At 69.8% G+C, this 17,854-nt stretch carries 16 protein-coding genes; 7 read left to right on the top strand and 9 right to left on the bottom strand.

Going from position 1 to position 17,854, the window contains the following annotated elements; all coding sequences use genetic code 11:
- Positions 1–73: 73 nt before the first annotated feature.
- Genes ABE85_RS08120 through ABE85_RS08095 form a run of 6 tightly spaced genes read right to left on the bottom strand, consistent with a single transcriptional unit; the run spans position 74 to position 5,972 of the window.
- Positions 74–2,101 carry a response regulator gene (locus ABE85_RS08120; RefSeq protein ID WP_067272404.1) on the bottom strand — a complete coding sequence of 676 codons (2,028 nt, stop codon included), beginning with the start codon at positions 2,099–2,101 and terminating at the stop codon, positions 74–76.
- A complete protein-coding gene (locus ABE85_RS08115) occupies positions 2,098–3,057 on the bottom strand; it encodes a HAMP domain-containing sensor histidine kinase (protein ID WP_067282172.1) in 960 nt (319 codons plus the stop codon). The genes ABE85_RS08120 and ABE85_RS08115 overlap by 4 nt, the downstream gene beginning before the upstream one ends.
- A gap of 17 nt (positions 3,058–3,074) precedes the next feature.
- Positions 3,075–4,247, bottom strand: coding sequence for a SpoIIE family protein phosphatase (locus tag ABE85_RS08110; protein ID WP_197507414.1), 1,173 nt, complete (start codon positions 4,245–4,247; stop codon positions 3,075–3,077).
- A gap of 2 nt (positions 4,248–4,249) precedes the next feature.
- Positions 4,250–4,660: an anti-sigma regulatory factor gene (locus ABE85_RS08105; RefSeq protein ID WP_067272402.1), complete on the bottom strand. Its 411-nt coding sequence runs from the start codon at positions 4,658–4,660 to the stop codon at positions 4,250–4,252.
- Positions 4,657–5,091, bottom strand: coding sequence for an STAS domain-containing protein (locus tag ABE85_RS08100; protein ID WP_067272399.1), 435 nt, complete (start codon positions 5,089–5,091; stop codon positions 4,657–4,659). The genes ABE85_RS08105 and ABE85_RS08100 overlap by 4 nt, the downstream gene beginning before the upstream one ends.
- A complete protein-coding gene (locus ABE85_RS08095; RefSeq protein WP_067272396.1) occupies positions 5,088–5,972 on the bottom strand; it encodes an STAS domain-containing protein in 885 nt (294 codons plus the stop codon). Before ABE85_RS08095 ends, ABE85_RS08100 begins: the two co-directional genes overlap by 4 nt.
- A gap of 237 nt (positions 5,973–6,209) precedes the next feature.
- Here ABE85_RS08095 and ABE85_RS08090 point away from each other — a divergent pair, with 237 nt between their 5' ends.
- The 5 genes from ABE85_RS08090 to ABE85_RS08070 all read left to right on the top strand — a co-directional run bounded on the left by ABE85_RS08090 (position 6,210) and on the right by ABE85_RS08070 (position 13,307).
- Positions 6,210–7,307 carry a hybrid sensor histidine kinase/response regulator gene (locus ABE85_RS08090; protein WP_082938433.1) on the top strand — a complete coding sequence of 366 codons (1,098 nt, stop codon included), beginning with the start codon at positions 6,210–6,212 and terminating at the stop codon, positions 7,305–7,307.
- A gap of 131 nt (positions 7,308–7,438) precedes the next feature.
- Positions 7,439–8,251 carry a beta/gamma crystallin family protein gene (locus ABE85_RS08085; RefSeq protein WP_197507252.1) on the top strand — a complete coding sequence of 271 codons (813 nt, stop codon included), beginning with the start codon at positions 7,439–7,441 and terminating at the stop codon, positions 8,249–8,251.
- A gap of 107 nt (positions 8,252–8,358) precedes the next feature.
- Positions 8,359–11,943 (top strand): response regulator, encoded by a 3,585-nt coding sequence (locus ABE85_RS08080; protein ID WP_067272391.1) that lies wholly within the window; start codon positions 8,359–8,361, stop codon positions 11,941–11,943.
- Between the two features lie 37 nt (positions 11,944–11,980).
- Positions 11,981–12,838 (top strand): protein-glutamate O-methyltransferase CheR, encoded by an 858-nt coding sequence (locus ABE85_RS08075; RefSeq protein WP_067272389.1) that lies wholly within the window; start codon positions 11,981–11,983, stop codon positions 12,836–12,838.
- A 73-nt stretch (positions 12,839–12,911) separates the two neighbouring features.
- Entirely contained in the window at positions 12,912–13,307 is a 396-nt protein-coding gene (locus tag ABE85_RS08070) for a hypothetical protein (protein WP_067272386.1), read from the top strand.
- A 78-nt stretch (positions 13,308–13,385) separates the two neighbouring features.
- On the opposite strand, the gene ABE85_RS08065 is transcribed toward ABE85_RS08070, so the two are convergent.
- Positions 13,386–13,685 carry a hypothetical protein gene (locus ABE85_RS08065; protein ID WP_157522066.1) on the bottom strand — a complete coding sequence of 100 codons (300 nt, stop codon included), beginning with the start codon at positions 13,683–13,685 and terminating at the stop codon, positions 13,386–13,388.
- Positions 13,686–14,062: 377 nt separating this feature from the next.
- Here ABE85_RS08065 and pepA point away from each other — a divergent pair, with 377 nt between their 5' ends.
- Positions 14,063–14,854 carry a flocculation-associated PEP-CTERM protein PepA gene (gene pepA / locus ABE85_RS08060; protein WP_067272381.1) on the top strand — a complete coding sequence of 264 codons (792 nt, stop codon included), beginning with the start codon at positions 14,063–14,065 and terminating at the stop codon, positions 14,852–14,854.
- Positions 14,855–15,072: 218 nt separating this feature from the next.
- Here pepA and ABE85_RS08055 read toward each other — a convergent pair whose 3' ends face one another.
- On the bottom strand, positions 15,073–15,864 hold the full coding sequence (locus ABE85_RS08055; protein WP_067272377.1) for a Crp/Fnr family transcriptional regulator: 792 nt from the start codon (positions 15,862–15,864) through the stop codon (positions 15,073–15,075).
- Positions 15,865–16,170: 306 nt separating this feature from the next.
- On the opposite strand from ABE85_RS08055, the gene ABE85_RS08050 reads away from it, so the two are divergent.
- The gene (locus ABE85_RS08050; RefSeq protein ID WP_082938430.1) at positions 16,171–17,178 is read left to right on the top strand and encodes a DUF4886 domain-containing protein; all 1,008 of its coding nucleotides are present in this window, start codon (positions 16,171–16,173) and stop codon (positions 17,176–17,178) included.
- Here the strand turns inward: ABE85_RS08050 and ABE85_RS08045 are convergent.
- Positions 17,151–17,843, bottom strand: coding sequence for a heavy metal response regulator transcription factor (locus tag ABE85_RS08045; RefSeq protein ID WP_067272374.1), 693 nt, complete (start codon positions 17,841–17,843; stop codon positions 17,151–17,153). The two genes, ABE85_RS08050 and ABE85_RS08045, sit on opposite strands and share 28 nt — an antisense overlap.
- Positions 17,844–17,854 lie beyond the last annotated feature (11 nt).

The following is a 17,854-nucleotide window of genomic DNA, read 5'->3' as shown; positions in this document are numbered from 1 at the left end:
CAGCGAACAAACCCGCGCTCAGGAAATATCTGCCGAACCGGTCCCGTCACCGTCGATGCGGCGGCCGCCCGGCTCAGTTCGCCGCAAGCTGCTCCACCAGGCGCATCAGCAGCTGCGGCTTGAGCGGCTTGGCCAGATGCGCGTCGAAGCCGGCCTGCAGCGCCTGCCGCCGGTCCAGGTCGCGCGAGAACGCCGTCAGCGCGATCGCCGGCAGCCGCTCACCCGGGGCCTCCAGCGCGCGGATGTCGCGGATCAGCTCGTAGCCGTCGCGGCCCGGCATGCCGATGTCGCTGATCAGCAGGTCGAAGGCGTTGCCGCTGAGCGCCAGCAACGCCTCGTCCGCGCTGTGGACCACGGTCACCCGCAGGTCGCGCTCCTCGAGGATCAGCTTCAGCATCGCGCCTGCGTCGATGTCGTCCTCGACCACCAGCACGCCCAGTCCGGTCAGCGAGATCGGCGGCGCGTCCGCGGTGCCGCCATCGCCCGGTGCTCCGGAAGCAGCGACGCCACCCGGAGCGCCCAGCGCGCCGTACGCGCTCAGCCCGCCGGAGGCGGTGTCCGCGTCCTGCAGCGTCGGCGCGGCTTCCTCGCCCGGCAGCCAGAACCGGATCGCCGCGCCCCGCCCGCGGCCTTCGCTGCGCACGTCGACCCAGCCGCCGTGCGCCTCGATCAGGCTCTTGACGATCGCCAGCCCCAGCCCCAGCCCGCCGTGTTGGCGGCTGCTCGCGGCGTCGCTCTGCGTGAAGCGGTCGAAGACATGCGGCAGGAACTCGGGCGAGATGCCCTGGCCCTGGTCGCGCACCTCCACCACCACGCCCGCGTCCTGCGCGCGCAACGACAGCGTGATCGCGCTGCCGCGCGGCGAGAACTTGGCCGCGTTGCCCATCAGGTTCCAGATCACCTGCTGCAGCCGGCCGCTGTCGGCCAGCAGCAGCGTCGACTCGTCGCGCAGATCGAGCGCGATCAGATGCCCGCTCTCGTCCAGCGTGTGCTGGATCACCGCCACCGCCGCGCGCAGCACCTCGCCGGCCTCCACGCGCTCGCGCGTCAGCGGCAGCTTGCCGATGTTCAGGCGCGACATGTCGAGGATGTCCGTGATCATCCGCGCCTGGATCGACACGTTGCGGTCGATCGCCGCCAGGCCCTTGGCGAGCAGGTCCGGCGGACTGTGCCGCTGCAGCACGTGCGTCCAGCCCATGATCGCGTTCAGCGGCGTGCGCAGCTCGTGCGACAGCACGGCGATCAGGTCGTCCTTCATCCGCGAGAGCGCCTCGGCCTCGCTGCGCGCGCTGCGCTCGCGATCGAGCAGCTCCTGGCGCTGTTGCGCGAGCAGCCGCTGCTGCGAGATGTCCGCGGCCATCGCCATGCACACGCCGGCTTCGATCGGCGCCGAGGCGGTCCATTCGACCGGCACGCCGACGCCGTCGTCCGATTGCAGCGGGAACTCGGCGTGCACGCCGTCGCTGCCCAGCGCCTGGATGAAACCGCGCGCGGCGGTCAGGTCCGCGTCGGCGACGAAGTCCGTCAGCGGCCGTCCGATGACGGCCTCGCCTTCGTCCGCGCCCAGGCCGAGCAGCGCGAGCATCGCCGGATTGGCGTCCAGCACCGTGCCGTCGTCGGACTTCAGCAGGCACAGGCCGCCGGGCGCCTGCGCGTACACGGCGCGGAACTTCGCGTCGCTGCTGCGCATCGCGTCCTCGGCCGTGCGCGTGCGCACCAGCGCCTGGATCGTCGAGATCAGCACCGCCGGCTCCACCGGGTGGGTGAGGTAGGCGTCGGCGCCGGCATCCAGGCCGCGCACCTTGTCCTCGTCGGTCAGGTAGGCGGCGGTCAGATGGATCACCGGCAGCCGGAAGGTGCTGACCTGCGCGCGCAGACGCCGGCACAGCTCGAAGCCGTCGATGTCGGGCAGATGGATGTCGAGCACCACGGCCGAGAGGGCCTGGTCCGCGATGCGCAGCGCCTCCGCGCCGGTGGCCGCTTCCACCGTGGGGAAACCGGCCACCTTGAGCTGGCGCACCGTCGTGTAGCGGCCGATCGGGTCGTCGTTGACGACCAGCACGCGATGCTGCGAACGATCGATGAAGCGCGCCTCGCTCATGCGTCGGGCACCTCCGTGGCGACTCCCGGTGCAGCGCCATTTGCGGTGCCATTGGCAGCACCGTTGGCGAGGTCCTGCGCGCCGGGCAGGCGCAGCGGCAGCGTCACCGAGAACACCGAGCCCACGCCCGGCTCGCTCGTCAGCCCGACGCGGCCGCCGAGCAGTTCCGCCAGCCGCTTGCTCAGCGACAGGCCCAGCCCCGTGCCGCGCAGCCGCTTCTGGATCGGCGAGCCGATCTGCGTGAAGTCCTGGAAGATCGCGTCGTGGAACTCCGGCGCGATGCCGATGCCGGTGTCGGCCACGGAGAAGGTGATCTCGCCCTCCGCAGGCGCGCCGTCCGGACCGGGGACGCCGGGGACCATCACCGCGCTCACGCGCACCTCGCCCTGCGCGGTGAACTTCAGCGCGTTGGAGATGTAGTTGCGCAGGATCTGCGACAGCTTGGCGTCGTCGGTGAACAGCTGGGAGATGTCGTGCGGCTCCTCGAAGACCAGCTGCACGTCCGGATTGACCAGCACCGGTTTGAACATGCCGCGCAGCGCCGCGAAGAGATCGACCAGCTCGAACCATGCCGGCGAGATGTCGATGCGGCCGGCCTCGACCTTGGCCAGGTCGAGCAGGTCGTTGACCATGTCGGCAAATTCTTCCGACGTGGTCTGGATGAAGCTGATCTGTTTTTCCTGTTCGTCCGTCAGCGGCCCGTCGACGCGGTCCAGCAGCAGCCGCGTCAGGCTGCGGATGGAGGAGATGGGCGTGCGGAACTCGTGGCTCATGTAGGCCAGGAAGCGGCTCTTGAGTTCGGTGGCCTGGCGCAGCTGCTGCGCCTGCGTGTCGAGCTCCGCGTACAGCGCGAGGACGCCGCGGTTGGTCTCGTCGAGTTCTTCCTGCAGCGCGGCGATCTGCGCCTGTGACGTGCTCAGCGCGTCGCGCAGGGCGACGGGGTCGTCGGTGGGCATCGTGTCCTTCCTGTGCGTCATGCGCCTGCGATCGGGGCGGGGCCCGGATCGGCATTGCGTTCGTGGCTCCTGTCGCGGCGCCGGACCACCACCACGGTCGCATCATCCTTGCCGCGCAGGTGGTCCCGGAGGATCCATCCGGCGATCACCGCCGGATCGGCCTGCAGCAGACCCGGCGTGTCTTCCAGCGTCCAGCGGCTGACGATGCCGTCCGAGTGCAGCACCAGCACCGCGTGCGGCGGCCAATCGTAGACGACATCCTGCAGCCGGCGGATCTGCACGCCGAGCGTGCCGTGCTGGGACAGCAGCGTCCGATCGGACACGCCGGAGATCAGGCGGCCCGAGATGTTGCCGGCGCCGGCGAAGCGCAGCGGACCGTCGGGCGACAGCGACAGCGCGGCCGACGCGGCGCCGCGCGTGCTGCGCAGGAGGTCGTGCGAACGCTCCAGGAAAGCGGCCGGCGACGCGAGGTGCGAAGCGTCGGCGCGCGCGAGCAGGCTCATGAGCTTGTCCGCCGCTTCCGCCGCGTCGACGCCGTGGCCCAGACCGTCGGCCATCGCGAGCGACCAGCGGTCGTGCGGCGGGTCCTGGTCGCGACGCAGCGCCCAGGCGTCACCGCTGACGGTCTCGCCCGGGGCGGCCAGCGAGAGGCCGCCGACGTCGAAGGCGAGGTCGGGAGCGGCGTTGACGGTGGCATTGCCGGCAGGCGGGAAGGCGCCCGGCGCGCCGAGGCGGCTCCGGTCGGTCCGTGGCCTGAAGCGGGCGGCCAGGACCGTGCCCCGCTGCGGCGCGGAGAAGCCGCCGAAGCGGTCGGCCGACCGCCGGATGGCGCCGAGCCCGGTGCCGGCCGTGCCGCCGGTGCTGAAGCCGTCCTGCAGACAGCGCGACAGGTCCATGCCGTCGCCCCGGTCCAACGACAGCACCTGCAGGCCCAGGCCCGGACCCGACGGGGCGTTCGCGGTCGCAGGCCCGCCGCGGTCGGTCCATTCCTCCACGCCGATCAGCAGCGCGGCATGGCGCCCCGGTCCGACGTGGCGGAACAGGTTGGTGCCGAGCTCGGTGACCGCTAGCGCGAGCCGACCGGCGGATTCCTCGTCGAAGGCGAGGTCGCCCGCGAGCGCCAACGCGGCACGGCGGGCTTCGCCCACCTGACTCGCGTCGTCGATGGGGAAGCGTCGATGCGCGCGCACGGCTACTTCCAGCGCGTGATCGTCACGCGCGTCCCGCGTCCGGGCGCGGAATCGAGTTCGAAATCGTTGACCAGCCGCTTGCTGCCCGACAGGCCCATGCCCATGCCGTTGCCCGAGGTCCATCCATCCTTCATCGCCAGCTCCAGATCCGGAATCCCGGGGCCCTGATCGACGAAGGCAAGCCGCAATCCCGTCTTCACGCCGGACTGGACGATGGCCCATTCCATGTCGCCGCCGCCGCCGTAGACCAGCGTGTTGCGCGACAGCTCGCTGGCCGCCGTGATCATCTTGGTCTGGTCGACCAGCGAGAACTTCAGTTCCTGGGTGAGCTTGCGCACCAGCTGGCGCGACAGCACGATGTCGGGCTCGCTGCGGATGGGCAGCGATCCCGACGTGGATGAGGACGCCGTCACCGGCCAGGCCCCGCGTCGTTGGCGTCACCGTCGCCGGCACCCGCATCCAGGTTGGTCTCGAGGTCGGCGTCGGCTTCGTCGGCATGGCGCAGCAGCTCCATGCCGCGTTCGACGTTGAGCGCGGTGCGCACGCCGTGCAAGGTCAACCCCAGTTCCACCAGCGTGATCGCGACCGCCGGCTGCATGCCGACGACGACCGAATTGGCCCCCAGCACCTTGGCGATGCTGGAGATGCCGGCCAGCATGCGGCCGATGAAGGAGTCGACGATCTCCAGCGCGGAGATGTCGATCAGCACGCCGGTCGCGCCGGTGTCCTGGATCCTGTTGGCGAGGTCGTCCTGCAGCGCGAGCGCGGTCTGGTCCTGCAGGTCGACCTGGATGGTGACCAGCAGGGTCCTGCCCATGCGCAGGATGGGGATGCGTGTGGTCATGCCGCGCCCGTGAAGCCGGCTGCGCCGGCGGTCGGCCGGCCCTTGGCGACGACGAAGCCGGTGCGCTTCAAGGCCACCGCCAGCGCGTCGGCCAGCGTCGCCTTGGTCGTGATGCCTTCCAGGTCGATGCCCAGGTGCACGATGGTCTGGGCGATCTGCGGCCGGATGCCGCTGATGATCGCGTCGGCGCCCATCAGGCGGATCGCGGTGACGGTCTTGAGCAGATGCTGCGCGACCAGCGTGTCCACGGTCGGCACGCCGGTGATGTCGATGATGGCCAGCGCGGAACCGGTCTCGACGATGCGCTGCAGCAGCGCCTCCATCACCAGCTGCGTGCGGCCGCTGTCCAGCGTGCCGATCATGGGCACGGCCAGCACGCCTTCCCACAGCTTCACGACCGGGGTCGACAGCTCCAGCAGTTCCTGCTGCTGGCGGCCGATGATCTCCTCGCGGCTGCGCTGGTAGGTCGTGACGGTGTACTGCGCCATGTTGTCCAGCAGCGTCGAGACGGCCCAGGTCGCGTCGCCCAAGGCCGCGGCGTCGCCGGCGAACTTGCGCTGCACGCCGGCGAAGAGCGGCTTCTTCAGCGCCAGCACGAAGCGGCTGGTGTCGGCGGCGGTCGAGCCCTGCGCGGCGCGCGAGGCCGACAACTGGCCCAGCACCGTGCGCACGTTGGTCCAGGCCGCGTCGTCGAAGTTCTCCGTGCTGCCGCTGGCGCGTACACCGCCCAGGATCGCGTTCAGCAGTTCGCCGGTCTCGCGGACATCGGTGGACAGCCCGCGACCGCCGCCTGTGGCGACCAGTTCGGTCTGCCATTCGGACAAGACCTGGTCGCGGTGGGTGGACAGGAGTTCTTCGACGGCGGCGCTGTTCTGTTTCATCGTGTCCTCTCGGGGCGCTGGGCGCGCCTGGGATTCAGGGAATTGGGGGTCGTGCGGACGGACGGCACGGCGGCGCGATCCTACTCTCGGCGCTGATCGCCCAAAGGCATCTGCGGGCGAGGATCAGGGGAGGGTATCTCCCAGGGTGTCGTGGGCACGCCGGTTGCCACCTGCGCCTGTCGGACATGCAAGATGATGATGACCAAACCAAGATGAACAAAGATCGGGAGAACGACCGTGGCGGATGAGATCAGCGTGCTGGTGGTGGATGACAAGCCTCAGAACCTGCTCGCGATGAAAGCCTTGCTGGCCGATTCCGGCCTGCAGGTGTTGACGGCAGATTCCGGTCCTGCCGCCCTGGAATTGCTGCTCACCCATGACGTGATGCTGGCCCTGCTCGACATCCAGATGCCGGGCATGGACGGTTTCACGCTGGCGGAGCTCATGCGCGGCGCGGAGCGTACGCGGCACGTCCCGATCATCTTCCTGACCGCCGGCTCGCAGGAGGCGCAGCGCAGCTTCAAGGGCTACGAGGCCGGCGCGGTGGACTTCATCTACAAACCGGTCGACGCCCACGTGCTGCGCAGCAAGGTGGCCGTCTTCGCCGACCTGCACCGCCAGCGCCAGCTGCTGGCCGAGCGCATCGTCGAGCAGGAGCGTCTGGCGCGCGTCAACGCGCTGATGCTGAGCGCGCTGAGCCACGACATCCGCAGCCCGCTGTCGGTCATGATGCTCAACGCCGAGCTGCTGATCCGCCAGACCGAATCGCCCTCGCTGCAGAAGGCCGGCCAGCGGGTCAAGGCCGCGGCGACGCTGCTGGGACGCCAGGTGGACCACCTGGGCAGCCTGGCGCGCCGGCCGTGCGAGCTGCTGCAGGTCCAGCCCGTGCGCAGCGACCTGGGCATGCTGGCCGCGCAGCGGCTGGACATCGAGAGCAACCAGGCCGTGATGTGGGCGCCGCCGGCCTTCGACCGCATCGGCGACACGAGCGGGGACTTCGACGTCGAGCTGATGGCGCAGGCCCTGGATCAGCTGCTGATGCAGGCCGCCACGCATGCGGGCGACAGCGCCATCCGCATCCAGGTCGACGGCGGCGCGCAGCGCTCGCTGATGCTGCGCATCAGCTTCGACACGGTGCTCGAGCCGGAGGCCTCCATCCACCTGTTCGGCGGCAACGAGCCGGTCTCGGGGATGTCTTCGGCCCAGGTCGGGCCCGGCCTGCAGGAGCCCGAGCGCGTAGCGCGGGCGCATGGCGGCTCGCTGATCGGGATGTCGCGGGCCCGGCAGGGGACCATGTTCGAGTTGCTGCTCCCGCGGCTGCAGGCGGAACGCTGAAGAACGTTGAGGGACGCCGAGGGCATGAACAGGGAATGTTGTCCTACACCCGCTCCCAGCGCGGCCCGACAGACCCGGCGTCCGCGCCGGCCCACAGTGGCGGCATCAGAGCAACCACGATGGGGACTGCCATGAACCGATCCTCCGCACCGAACAGCCCACCCCGGATGAAGCGCGCGCTCAAGGTCGCCGTCGCGGCGGCCGCCTGCGCGCTGGCCGGCCACGCGATGGCCGACATCACGTTCTACGAGAACGAGAACTTCCGCGGCCGCAACGCGGGCACCGAGTCGCAGATCAATTTCCTCAAGGAGATCGGCTTCGACGACCGCGCGTCCTCGATCGAGGTCCGCGGCGAGCGCTGGGAAGTCTGCGAGGACCCGGGCTACAGCGGCCGCTGCCGCGTGCTGCAGCCGGGCAGCTACCCGTCGCTGAAATCCATGGGTCTGGACAACCGCATCAGCTCCGCGCGCCGCGTCGGCGAGGACGTGAGCCGCGACCGCTACGGCCCCGACCCGCAGCCCACCTACTTCCGCCGCGGTGACGAGGGCCTCTACCAGGCGCAGGTCGTCTCCGTGCGCGCCGTGATGGGCGAGGAACAGCAGCGGTGCTGGATCGAGCAGAAGGAAGTGCGTGACCGGCCCAACGTCGGCGGCGCGGTCGTCGGCGGCGTGCTGGGCGGCATCCTGGGCCACCAGTTCGGCGGCGGCTCCGGGCAGACGGCCACGACGGTCGCCGGCGCGGTCGGCGGCGCCGTGGTGGGCAGCAACGTCAACCGCGACAAGGACGTCCGCAACGTGCAGCGCTGCGGTGCGGCGACCAACAACGGCAACCCCCAGTACTGGGACGTGACCTATCGTTTCAAGGGACAGGACCATTACATGCAGACCCGGCGACAGCCGGGAGCGACCGTGACCGTCAACGCGCGCGGCGAACCGCGCGAATAGAGACGGGCACGGTCATCGATCGATTGACCCAGTGAGGACTCCTGGGGCCGGCCGGAGCGGGGCGCGTTAGCATGCGGCCCCGCTCCGGCCGCCCCGTTTCCGCTTTCATGAAGAACATCACTTCCTCCGCCTCCAGGGCCTCTTCGGGCACCGACCTCCACCTGGCCCACGGCGTGCGCCGGCATGACTGGCTGCCGCTGCCCACGCTGTTCGGCTTCGTGCTGGCGGTGGTCACGATCCTGATCACCGCAGGCTTCTCCTATCGTTCGCAGCAGGCGCAGTCCGACTCGGCCGACGCGATGGCCCGCACGCTGATCGTGCAGGAACAGATCCAGACGCTGGGCTCGGCGATGAAGGATGCCGAGACCGGCCAACGCGGCTATCTGCTCACCGGCATCGACAGCTACCTGGTGCCCTTCAACACCGCTCAGGTGACGATCCCCGCCGCGGCGGAGCGTCTGCGGGCCAGCTTCCAGAACTACCGGCCGCAGCTCTCGCGGCTGGAGACGGCGGAGCAGCTGTTCAAGGCCAAGCTCGCGGAGATGGAGGAGACCATCGCGGCCCGGCGCGCCGGCGAGAGCGCCGCGGCGGTGACGCTGGTGAAGGGCGACCGCGGCCGCATCCTGATGGAGCGCATCCGCACGCTGCTCGGCGAGATGGAACGCGAGGAACGCGACCGTGCCGCCGAACGCCGCGCGCTGTGGGACGGCGCGGTGCAGCAGACCGTCGGCGTGATGTGGGGCGGATCGGCCCTGCTGCTGTTGCTGACGATGGTCGCGGCGGTGCTGAGTTCGCGCGGCTACCGTGCCGCCAAGACCGAGGAATGGCTGAAGGCCGGCATGGCCGGACTGGGCGTGGAGCTGCAGGGCGATCCGCACGTCGAGCGGCTGGCCGACATCGCCACCAGCTTCCTCGCGCGCTGGACCGATGCCCGCGTGGGCGCGTTCTACGTCGCTCACGAGGACGGGACCTTCCTGCGCGTCGGGGGCTACGCACTGCCGGTCTCGACCGGCACGGACGCGGCGCCGCCGGTCGTGCGCGGCGGCGACACGCTGCTGGGGCAGGCGGCCCGCGACCGCCAGACGGTGCACGTGACGCAACTGCCGGCGGACTATCTGCCGATCACCTCGTCGCTGGGCAAGGCGGATTCGGCCGAGCTGCTGATCGCGCCGGCCGGGCTGGACAGGCGCGTGCAGTGCGTGATCGAGCTGGGCTTCCTCCACCACGTCGGCGACGCCGAGCGCGAGTTGCTGGCGCGCGTGGCCGAGCCGATCGCCATGGCGCTGCGCGCCGCCAAGGATCGCAGCCGGCTGGAGGCGCTGCTCGAGGAGAGCCGCCGCCAGGCCGAGGAACTGCAGATGCAGCAGGAGGAGCTGCGCGCCAGCAACGAGGAACTCGAGGAGCAGGGCAACGCGCTGCGCGACTCGCAGCTGCGGCTGGAGAAGCAGCAGACCGACCTCGAGGAAAGCAACACGCAACTCGAGGAGCAGGCGCGCCAGCTGGAGCTGCAGCGCTCCGAGCTGACCGCGGCGCAAGGCCTGCTGACCGAGCGCGCCGAGGCGCTGGAGCGCTCCAACCAGTACAAGAGCGAGTTCCTGGCCAACATGAGCCACGAGCTGCGCACGCCGCTGAACTCGACGCTGATCCTGGCCAAGCTGCTGTCCGACAACAAGGACGGCAACCTGAGCGAGGAGCAGGTCCGCTTCGCGCAGACCATCAGCTCTGCCGGCAACGACCTGCTGATGCTGATCAACGACATCCTGGACCTGTCCAAGATCGAGGCCGGCAAGGTCGACATGAGCATCGAGCGCGTCTCGGTGCCGCGGCTGCTGCAGCAGCTGACGCAGGTCTTCGCGCCGGTCGCGGCGCAGCGCAACCTGGCCTTCGGCCTGCAGCTCGCGCCGGGCGCGCCGGAGTGGATCGAGACCGACGAGGCCCGCGTGGGCCAGGTGCTCAAGAACCTGCTGTCCAACGCGCTGAAGTTCACCGAGCGCGGCTCGGTGCGCATGGAGGTCGGCGCCACCGCCGACGGCCGCCTGGCCTTCACGGTCAAGGACACCGGCATCGGCATCCCGCAGCACCAGCAGGCGCTGATCTTCGACGCCTTCCGCCAGGCCGACGGCAGCACCCACCGCAAGTACGGCGGCACGGGGCTGGGACTGTCGATCTCGCGCGACCTGGCGCGGCTGCTGGGCGGCGACATCCACCTGCAGAGCACGCCGGGGCAGGGCTCCGTCTTCAGCCTGGTGCTGCCGCTGACGCATGAGGCGCCGCTCGGCGACGAGCGTCCGCGCCCGCTGTCACCCGCCCAGTCGCCGCTGCATGGCGCGATCAAGGCACCGCCCGCGGTGCCCGCCTTCGATGCCACGCTGCCGGCCCTGGGCGCGATGGAGGAGGAGACCGCCACGACGGAATCGCTGCTGCGCGAGCCCGCGCCGGCGGCGCCCGAACCGCGCCTGCCGCAGCTCGACGACGACCGCCTGTCCTGGGTGCCGGGGGATCGCGCGATCCTCATCATCGAGGACGACCAGCGCTTCGCGCTGATCCTGCGCGACCTGATCCGCGAGATGGGCTTCGTCTGCCTGATGGCGCACACGGCGCAGAACGGCCTGTCCATCGCGCAGCGCTACGCGCCCAGCGCGATCCTGCTCGACATGAACCTGCCCGACCACTCCGGCCTGGGCGTGCTGGACCAGCTCAAGCGCGAGCCGCTGACCCGCCACATCCCCGTGCACGTGATCTCGGTGGCCGACTACACGCACGAGGCGATGGAGCGCGGCGCCGTCGGCTATGCGTTCAAGCCGGTCAAGCGCGAGGAGCTCGAGGTCGCGCTGCACAAGCTGGAAGCCAAGTTCTCGCAGCGCCTGCGCACGGTGCTGGTGGTCGAGGACGACGCGCGCCAGCTCGACAGCATCCGCCATCTGCTGGCCGCGGACGAGGTCCGCATCGAGGGCGTCGCGACCGCGGCCGAAGCGCTCGAGGCGCTGCGCCGCTCGACCTTCGACTGCATGGTCATGGACCTGAACCTGCCCGACATGAGCGGCTACGACCTGCTCGACCAGATGGCGGCGCAGGACGACGTCGCCTTCCCGCCGGTGATCGTGTACACCGGCCACACGCTCAGCCCGCAGCAGGAGCAGCAGCTGCGCCGCTACTCGCGCTCCATCATCATCAAGGGCGCGCGCTCGCCGGAGCGGCTGCTCGACGAGGTCACGCTGTTCCTGCACCAGGTCGAATCGCAGCTGCCGCCGGAGCGCCAGAAGATGCTCAAGGAAGTGCGCGCGCGGGACAACATGCTCGAAGGGCGGCGCGTGCTGGTCGTCGAGGACGACGTGCGCAACATCTTCGCGCTGTCGGCGGTGCTGGAGCCCAAGGGCGTGAAGGTGGACATCGCGCGCAACGGGCGCGAGGCGCTGGAGCGGCTCTCCGCGCCGCTGCAGGGGCCGGGCGCGATGCCCGCGGTGGACCTCGTCCTGATGGACATCATGATGCCGGAGATGGACGGCTACACGGCGATGCGCGAGATCCGCGCGCGCGCCGACCTGCGCCGCCTGCCCATCATCGCGCTCACCGCCAAGGCGATGAAGGACGACCAGGAGAAGTGCATGGCCGCCGGCGCCAACGACTACATCGCCAAGCCGCTGGACATCGAGAAGCTGCTCTCGCTGGTGCGGGTGTGGATGCCGCGATGAGGGGTACGGCGAGGGTCGCGATGAAGGTCGCCGGACGATGACGAACAGCGCGCACGACGAGCCCGACAGGCATGGCCGGCACGCGGACGACCTCGAGGTCCGGCTCATCCTCGAAGCGATCTACGAGCGCTACCACTACGACTTCCGCGACTACGCGGGCAGCTCGCTGCGGCGTCGGCTGAAGGCCGGGCAGCAGCGCTTCGGCTGCGCCAACCTCTCGCAGCTGCAGGGGCGCGTGCTGCATGAGCCCGAGGTGTTCCGCTCGGTGCTGAGCGACCTGACCGTGCAGGTCAGCGAGATGTTCCGCGACCCCGAGTACTACCGCGCGCTGCGCGAGCAGGTCGTGCCGGTGCTGCGCACCTTCCCGTCGCTGCGCATCTGGGTGGCGGGCTGCAGCGGCGGCGAGGAGGCGTATTCCATGGCCATCCTCATGAAGGAGGAAGGGCTGCTGGACCGCACGCTGATCTACGCGACCGACATCAGCCAGGAGGCGCTCGCGCAGGCGCAGGCGGGGGTGTACCGGGTGGACCAGGTGCCGCTGTACACCGAGAACCACCGCGCGTCGGGCGGGGTGGGGTCGCTGTCGGAGTACTACACGGCCGCGTACGACCACGTGCTGATGGACAAGTCCTTGAAGGAACGCATCGTCTTCAGCGACCACAGCCTGTCGACCGACAGCGTGTTCGCGGAAGTGCAGCTGGTGTCCTGCCGCAACGTGCTGATCTACTTCAACCGCGCGCTGCAGGACCGCGCGCTGGGCCTGTTCACCGAGGCGCTGTGCCGCAACGGGTTCCTCGGCCTCGGCGCGCGCGAGACGCTGCGCTTCTCCGCGCACGCCGGCGAGTTCGTCGAGATCGCGGCGAAAGAGCGCGTCTACCAGAAGCGTTCGGCCTGATAAGGCCCCGGCGGGCCCGGGGCTTGCCGAACTCCTGCATCGACCCGCATCGGGTCTCACAGGAGCACACACCATGGCCACCAGCAGCATCCTCGGCGGCACCCAGGCGCCCGCGCAGGCGAAGGGGCGGGGCACCGACTCGCTCGGACCGAGCGACAGTTCCGACAGCGGCAGCGACGTCTCGGGCGAGCGTCAGATGAGCACCGGCCCGGACGATCCGGATGAGCTCGGCGCGACGCCGTCGGCGCGCGACAGCGACACCGACCGTTTCGGCACCGGGGAGCGTGCTTCCGCGACGCCCGGCCGTGGCGATGAAGCCGCCGACATCCTGCCCGATCGCGTCAGCCGTTCGCCGACACCGGACGACATCGACGCGAGCATCGACGTGGAAGACCTGGCCAGCGGGGACGATCCTTCCGCCGGGCCCGATCCCGAGCATGCGGACGACGACGAGGATCTGGAGGAATAAGGTCGACGCCTGACGTCGACAGGAAGCGCCGGAGGACGGCGCTTGTGGACGGCGCCTCCCGGCGCCGTTTTTCTTTGCTCAGAACGAGCCGGCGGCCACCAACGACGCGAACACGCCCAGCGCCAGCGCGGCGACCCACAGGCGCAGCGGCGCCGGTTCGTTGCGCGGACGACGTTGCTGATGCCGATGCGCCAGCAGGCAGGCGACCGACGCGCCGCCGGCCAGCAGGAACACGAGCGCGTAGCCCAGGCCTTCGACGGAGCGTCCGTGGTGCAGCGCCAGCGCCAGGACGATCTGACCCAGCATGAGCCCCGCCACGCCGGAAACGGCAGTCGAAGACAGGGCGGCGGAAGTGGCGGTGCGGGCAGGTTGAGACATGGCGTGCGGGGCTCGTTGAGTCGTCGGGAAGCGATGCCGGATTGTCTGGTCGTCCCCGTGTCGCCAGCCTTCCGAAAAGCGCCGCGCGAGCGCAGTAATTCGCGTCGGACCGCCGTATGCTTCCGGTGAGACGCGAGACCGCACGTCTGGTCACGACTTTCCCCAGGATCCATCGGACTTCTGTCGTGTTTTTGCTGCGGCGCAGCACCCCCTGGATGCGGGGTGTTTTCAGGCACGCGGAGGCCTGTTCGTAGCACCTTCCGGGTACATCCGGAAGAGGGCCGGTTTTTATGTGGGTGGACGAACAGACTCCCTCTGTGGCGGGTGGTGAACTGCGATGTCCGCAATTCGCGGATTTCCCTTTCGGAGCAACCACCATGACCCTGCCTTTGCTCGCCCGGAAGCCCATTGCGTTCCAGCGTACCCTGCTGGCTCTCGCCTTGGCCGCCGTCAGCGCCAGCGCTTCCGCGCTTCCCCAATTCACCTGGGACCCGGCCGCCGCCGGTCTGAACGGTTCGGCCTTGACGGCCGACAACCTGCTGGTGTCCAACTACTCGACCATCACCTTCGGTGCCGGCAACTCCTTCACTGAAGCGGGTTACCTGTCGATCAGCGCGGCCCAGCTGGGCGGCCTGACGCTGCCGTCGAACGGTCTGAACTCGGACTACGGCTACTACATCCAGTTCAGCGGTTCCGGCACGCTGACGACCCCGGGCAACCCGGGCACCACCCCGACGCTGGGCACGCTGAACTCGCTGACGTACACCCTGTACGGCTACAACGGCACCTCGTCGTTCGGCTTCGCCGGCAACACGCCGACGGAAACCGCGACCGGCGAAGTGGCCCTGGCCACCGGCTCGCTGGTGCTGGGCACGGTGGCGACCACGCCGCTGGGCGACGGCACCTTCAACCCGTCGGCCAACGCCAAGCTGTCGATCAACTGGCTGGTGCCGGGCTTCCAGAGCTCGTCGCCCGCCTACAGCATCGCGCTGACCTCGTTCTCCAACACGACGTCGCAGGTCGAGCCCTTCGCGGGCGGCTTCCGCATCCGTCAGGGCGGCGGATCGATCAACTTCGCCGCGGTGCCGGAACCGTCGACCTACGCGATGCTGCTGGCCGGTCTCGGCGCGGTCGGCTTCGTGGCGCGTCGCCGTCGTCAGGAGAAGTGATGACACGACCGGTCCTTCGGGGCCGGTCACGGTGTCGGAACGCGAGGGCATGCGGGTGCCCGGAGGTTCCGCCACTGCACTGATCACGTGAGAGGGGGCCGGCGCGAGCCGGTTCTTTCGAGCGTCGAGCAGCGTGCCGGGTTCATCCCGGCGCGCAGGACGAGTTCCCGTCGATGACGGGCAACTCGCTGCGGTGCTTCAACAGCGATGCAGCGCCCTCAGGCCTGCACGGCGACGGATGCGAAGGTGGCAGAGGTGGCCGCGTTCTCGTCGTCCAGGTCCTGAGGCAGCAGACGCTGGAAGTCCTGCTTGAGCAGGGCGTAGCACTCGCAAGCCCGGGCCTCCAGCCCCGGCCGGTCCAGTACCGCGATATGACCGCGGGAATAACGGATCAGGCCGGCGGCCTGGAGGCGCTGGGCGCTCTCGGTGACGCCTTCGCGGCGCACGCCGAGCAGGCTGGAGATCGCCTCCTGCGTCACCGACAACTCGCAATGCCCCTGCTGGCGATCCAGGCTCAGCAGCAGCCAGCGGCACAGTTGCCGCTCCAGCGAGTGATGACGATTGCAGACCGCCGTGTGCGCGATCTGCGCGAGCAACGATTGCAGATATCGCAGCAGCAGCGGCAGCGCCGCGGTGCCGCGCATCAACTCTTCACGCACCAGGGGCACGCGCATGCGGAAGGCCAGGCCGGCCCGCTGCACGACGCCGCGGCAGGCCGGGGACTCCCCGCCCATCGCCGCGGCCAGGCCCGCCGCGCCTTCCGAACCGATCATCGCGACCTGCGTCGAATCGCCCGAATGGGTCGTGTGGATCAGCGAGACGATCGCGGTGATGGGGAAGTACACGTGGGTGGCGGGGCTGCCGGCCTCGAACAGCACGCGGCCCTTCAGCAGCTCGACGGTTTCGAGCTGCGCAGACCAGCGCGCCTGGTCCTCGGCGGGCAGCTGCACGAGCAGATGGTTCGCGCGAGGGTGCATGGCGGAAGGGTTTGCAGCAAGAGACAGGGACATCGATGGGCTCCGGGAACTGGACATCCGTTCCAGCGCACGACTATGGCAAGCACCGTGCCCGTCGAGGTATCGGAGCGTGTCTTTGGTGCCATTGCGTGTGGCTTCCCCCGCGCTCGCGGGAACGCCACCCAGCGTGCAGGTGTCCCCGCCTCGGTGCGCCAGCGCACCGGGTTGCCGATGCTGTCCGCACAGCGTTCTAGGGGGGAGCCCGGCGTAGCCCTACCGGACGGCGTCCCGCTCCCTATAACGGAGAAGCGCGTGGGCGTCGCCCGCTTGCGCATCCACGACAACCACCGAGGAAGACAAATGATCCGATCCACCACCCGGTTCCAGGGGGTCCTGCGCGCGGCCCGTCCGCTGGCCGGCCTCGTGTTCGCGCTGTCCTTCGGCGCGGCGCAGGCCGAGAGCATCCTGTTCGTCGGCAACAGTTTCACCTACGCGCAAGGCTCGTCGGTGATGCAGTTCAACCCCGGCTCCGTGACCGACCTCAACGGCACCGGCATCGGCGGCATCCCGGCGCTGTTCAAGGCCTTCACCGCGCAGGCCGGCCTCAGCTACGACGTCAGCCTGGAGACCGTCGGCGGCAGCGGGCTGGACCTGCACTACAACACCAAGATGGACCTGATCAACAAGCCCTGGGACCGGGTCGTGCTGCAGAGCTACAGCACGCTGGACGCGTCCCAGCCCGGCAATCCGGCCAAGCTGATCCAGTACTCGGGCCTGCTGGCCGACGCGCTGCATGCGCAGAACGCGGACGTGAAGATCAGCCTGATGGCGACCTGGTCGCGCGCGGACCAGACCTATCCGCCCAGCGGCGCGTGGTACGGCCAGTCGATCTACAAGATGGCCGAGGACGTGTACAGCGGCTACCTGCAGGCGGACCAGGCCTCCGACAAGATCGACGGCGTGATCCCGGTGGGGCTGGCCTGGAACCGCGCCATGTCCCAGGGCTTCGCCGACACCAACCCTTACGACGGTATCGACGCGGGGAAGGTCAAGCTGTGGGCCAGCGACAACTACCACGCCAGCATGTACGGCAGCTACCTGGAGGCGCTGACCATCTTCGGCAAGATCACCGGCCTGGATCCGCGCAGCCTGGGCGTGGGCGAGACCTCGGCGGCGCAGCTGGGCATCTCCGAAGCGCAGGTGCGGGTGATGCAGCAGCTGGCCTTCGAGCAGCTCGCCGCGCCGGTGCCTGAGCCCTCGACCTGGGCGATGCTGGCGGCGGGCGTCGGCCTGCTGGCGGTGTGGCGTCGCCGCAGTGTCGGCGCCGACGCCAGCGCCGCTCACGCGTCGCGTCTCTCCAGCACGTAACCCATGCCGCGCACGGTGTGCAGCAACTCGACGTCGAAAGGTTTGTCGAGCTTGCCGCGCAGCCGTCGCACGGCGACTTCGACGACGTTGGTCTCGCTGTCGAAGTTCATGTCCCAGACCTGCTCGGCGAGCTCGGTCCGGGACATGACCTGACCCTGGCGCCGCAGCAGCAGCGTCAGCAGGCTGAATTCCTTGGGCGTGAGGTCCAGCCGCTGCCCCGCGCGGTGGACCTTGCGGCGCAGCAGGTCGACCTCCAGGTCGGCGAGTTTCAGTACGGTGGCCTCGACCGGCGCCGTGCCGGCCGCGCGGCGCAGCAGCGCCTGGACGCGGGCCACCAGCTCGGAGAAGGCGAAGGGCTTGCACAGGTAGTCGTCCGCGCCGGCCTGCAGGCCGCGCACGCGATCCTCGACCTCGGCGCGCCCCGTCATCATCAGCACCGGCAGCGCGCGCGTGTGGTCCTGCTGGCGCAGCGCGGCCAGCACGGCCAGGCCGTCGATGCCCGGCAGTCCGCCGTCCAGCAGCACCAGGTCGTACTGGCCCTCGCTGGCCTGATGCAGACCGTCCACGCCGTCGCGCACCAGGTCGACGACGAATCCCTCCTGCGTCAGACCGGCGCGCAGGTAGGCGCCCAGCTTCTCCTCATCCTCGACCACCAGCAGTTTCATCGTCCGTCCTT

The organism is Mitsuaria sp. 7 (assembly GCF_001653795.1).
Classification (GTDB): Bacteria; Pseudomonadota; Gammaproteobacteria; order Burkholderiales; family Burkholderiaceae_C; genus Roseateles.
Note: the sequence above shows the minus strand (reverse complement) of the source record. Positions and strands in the feature narration are given on the sequence as shown.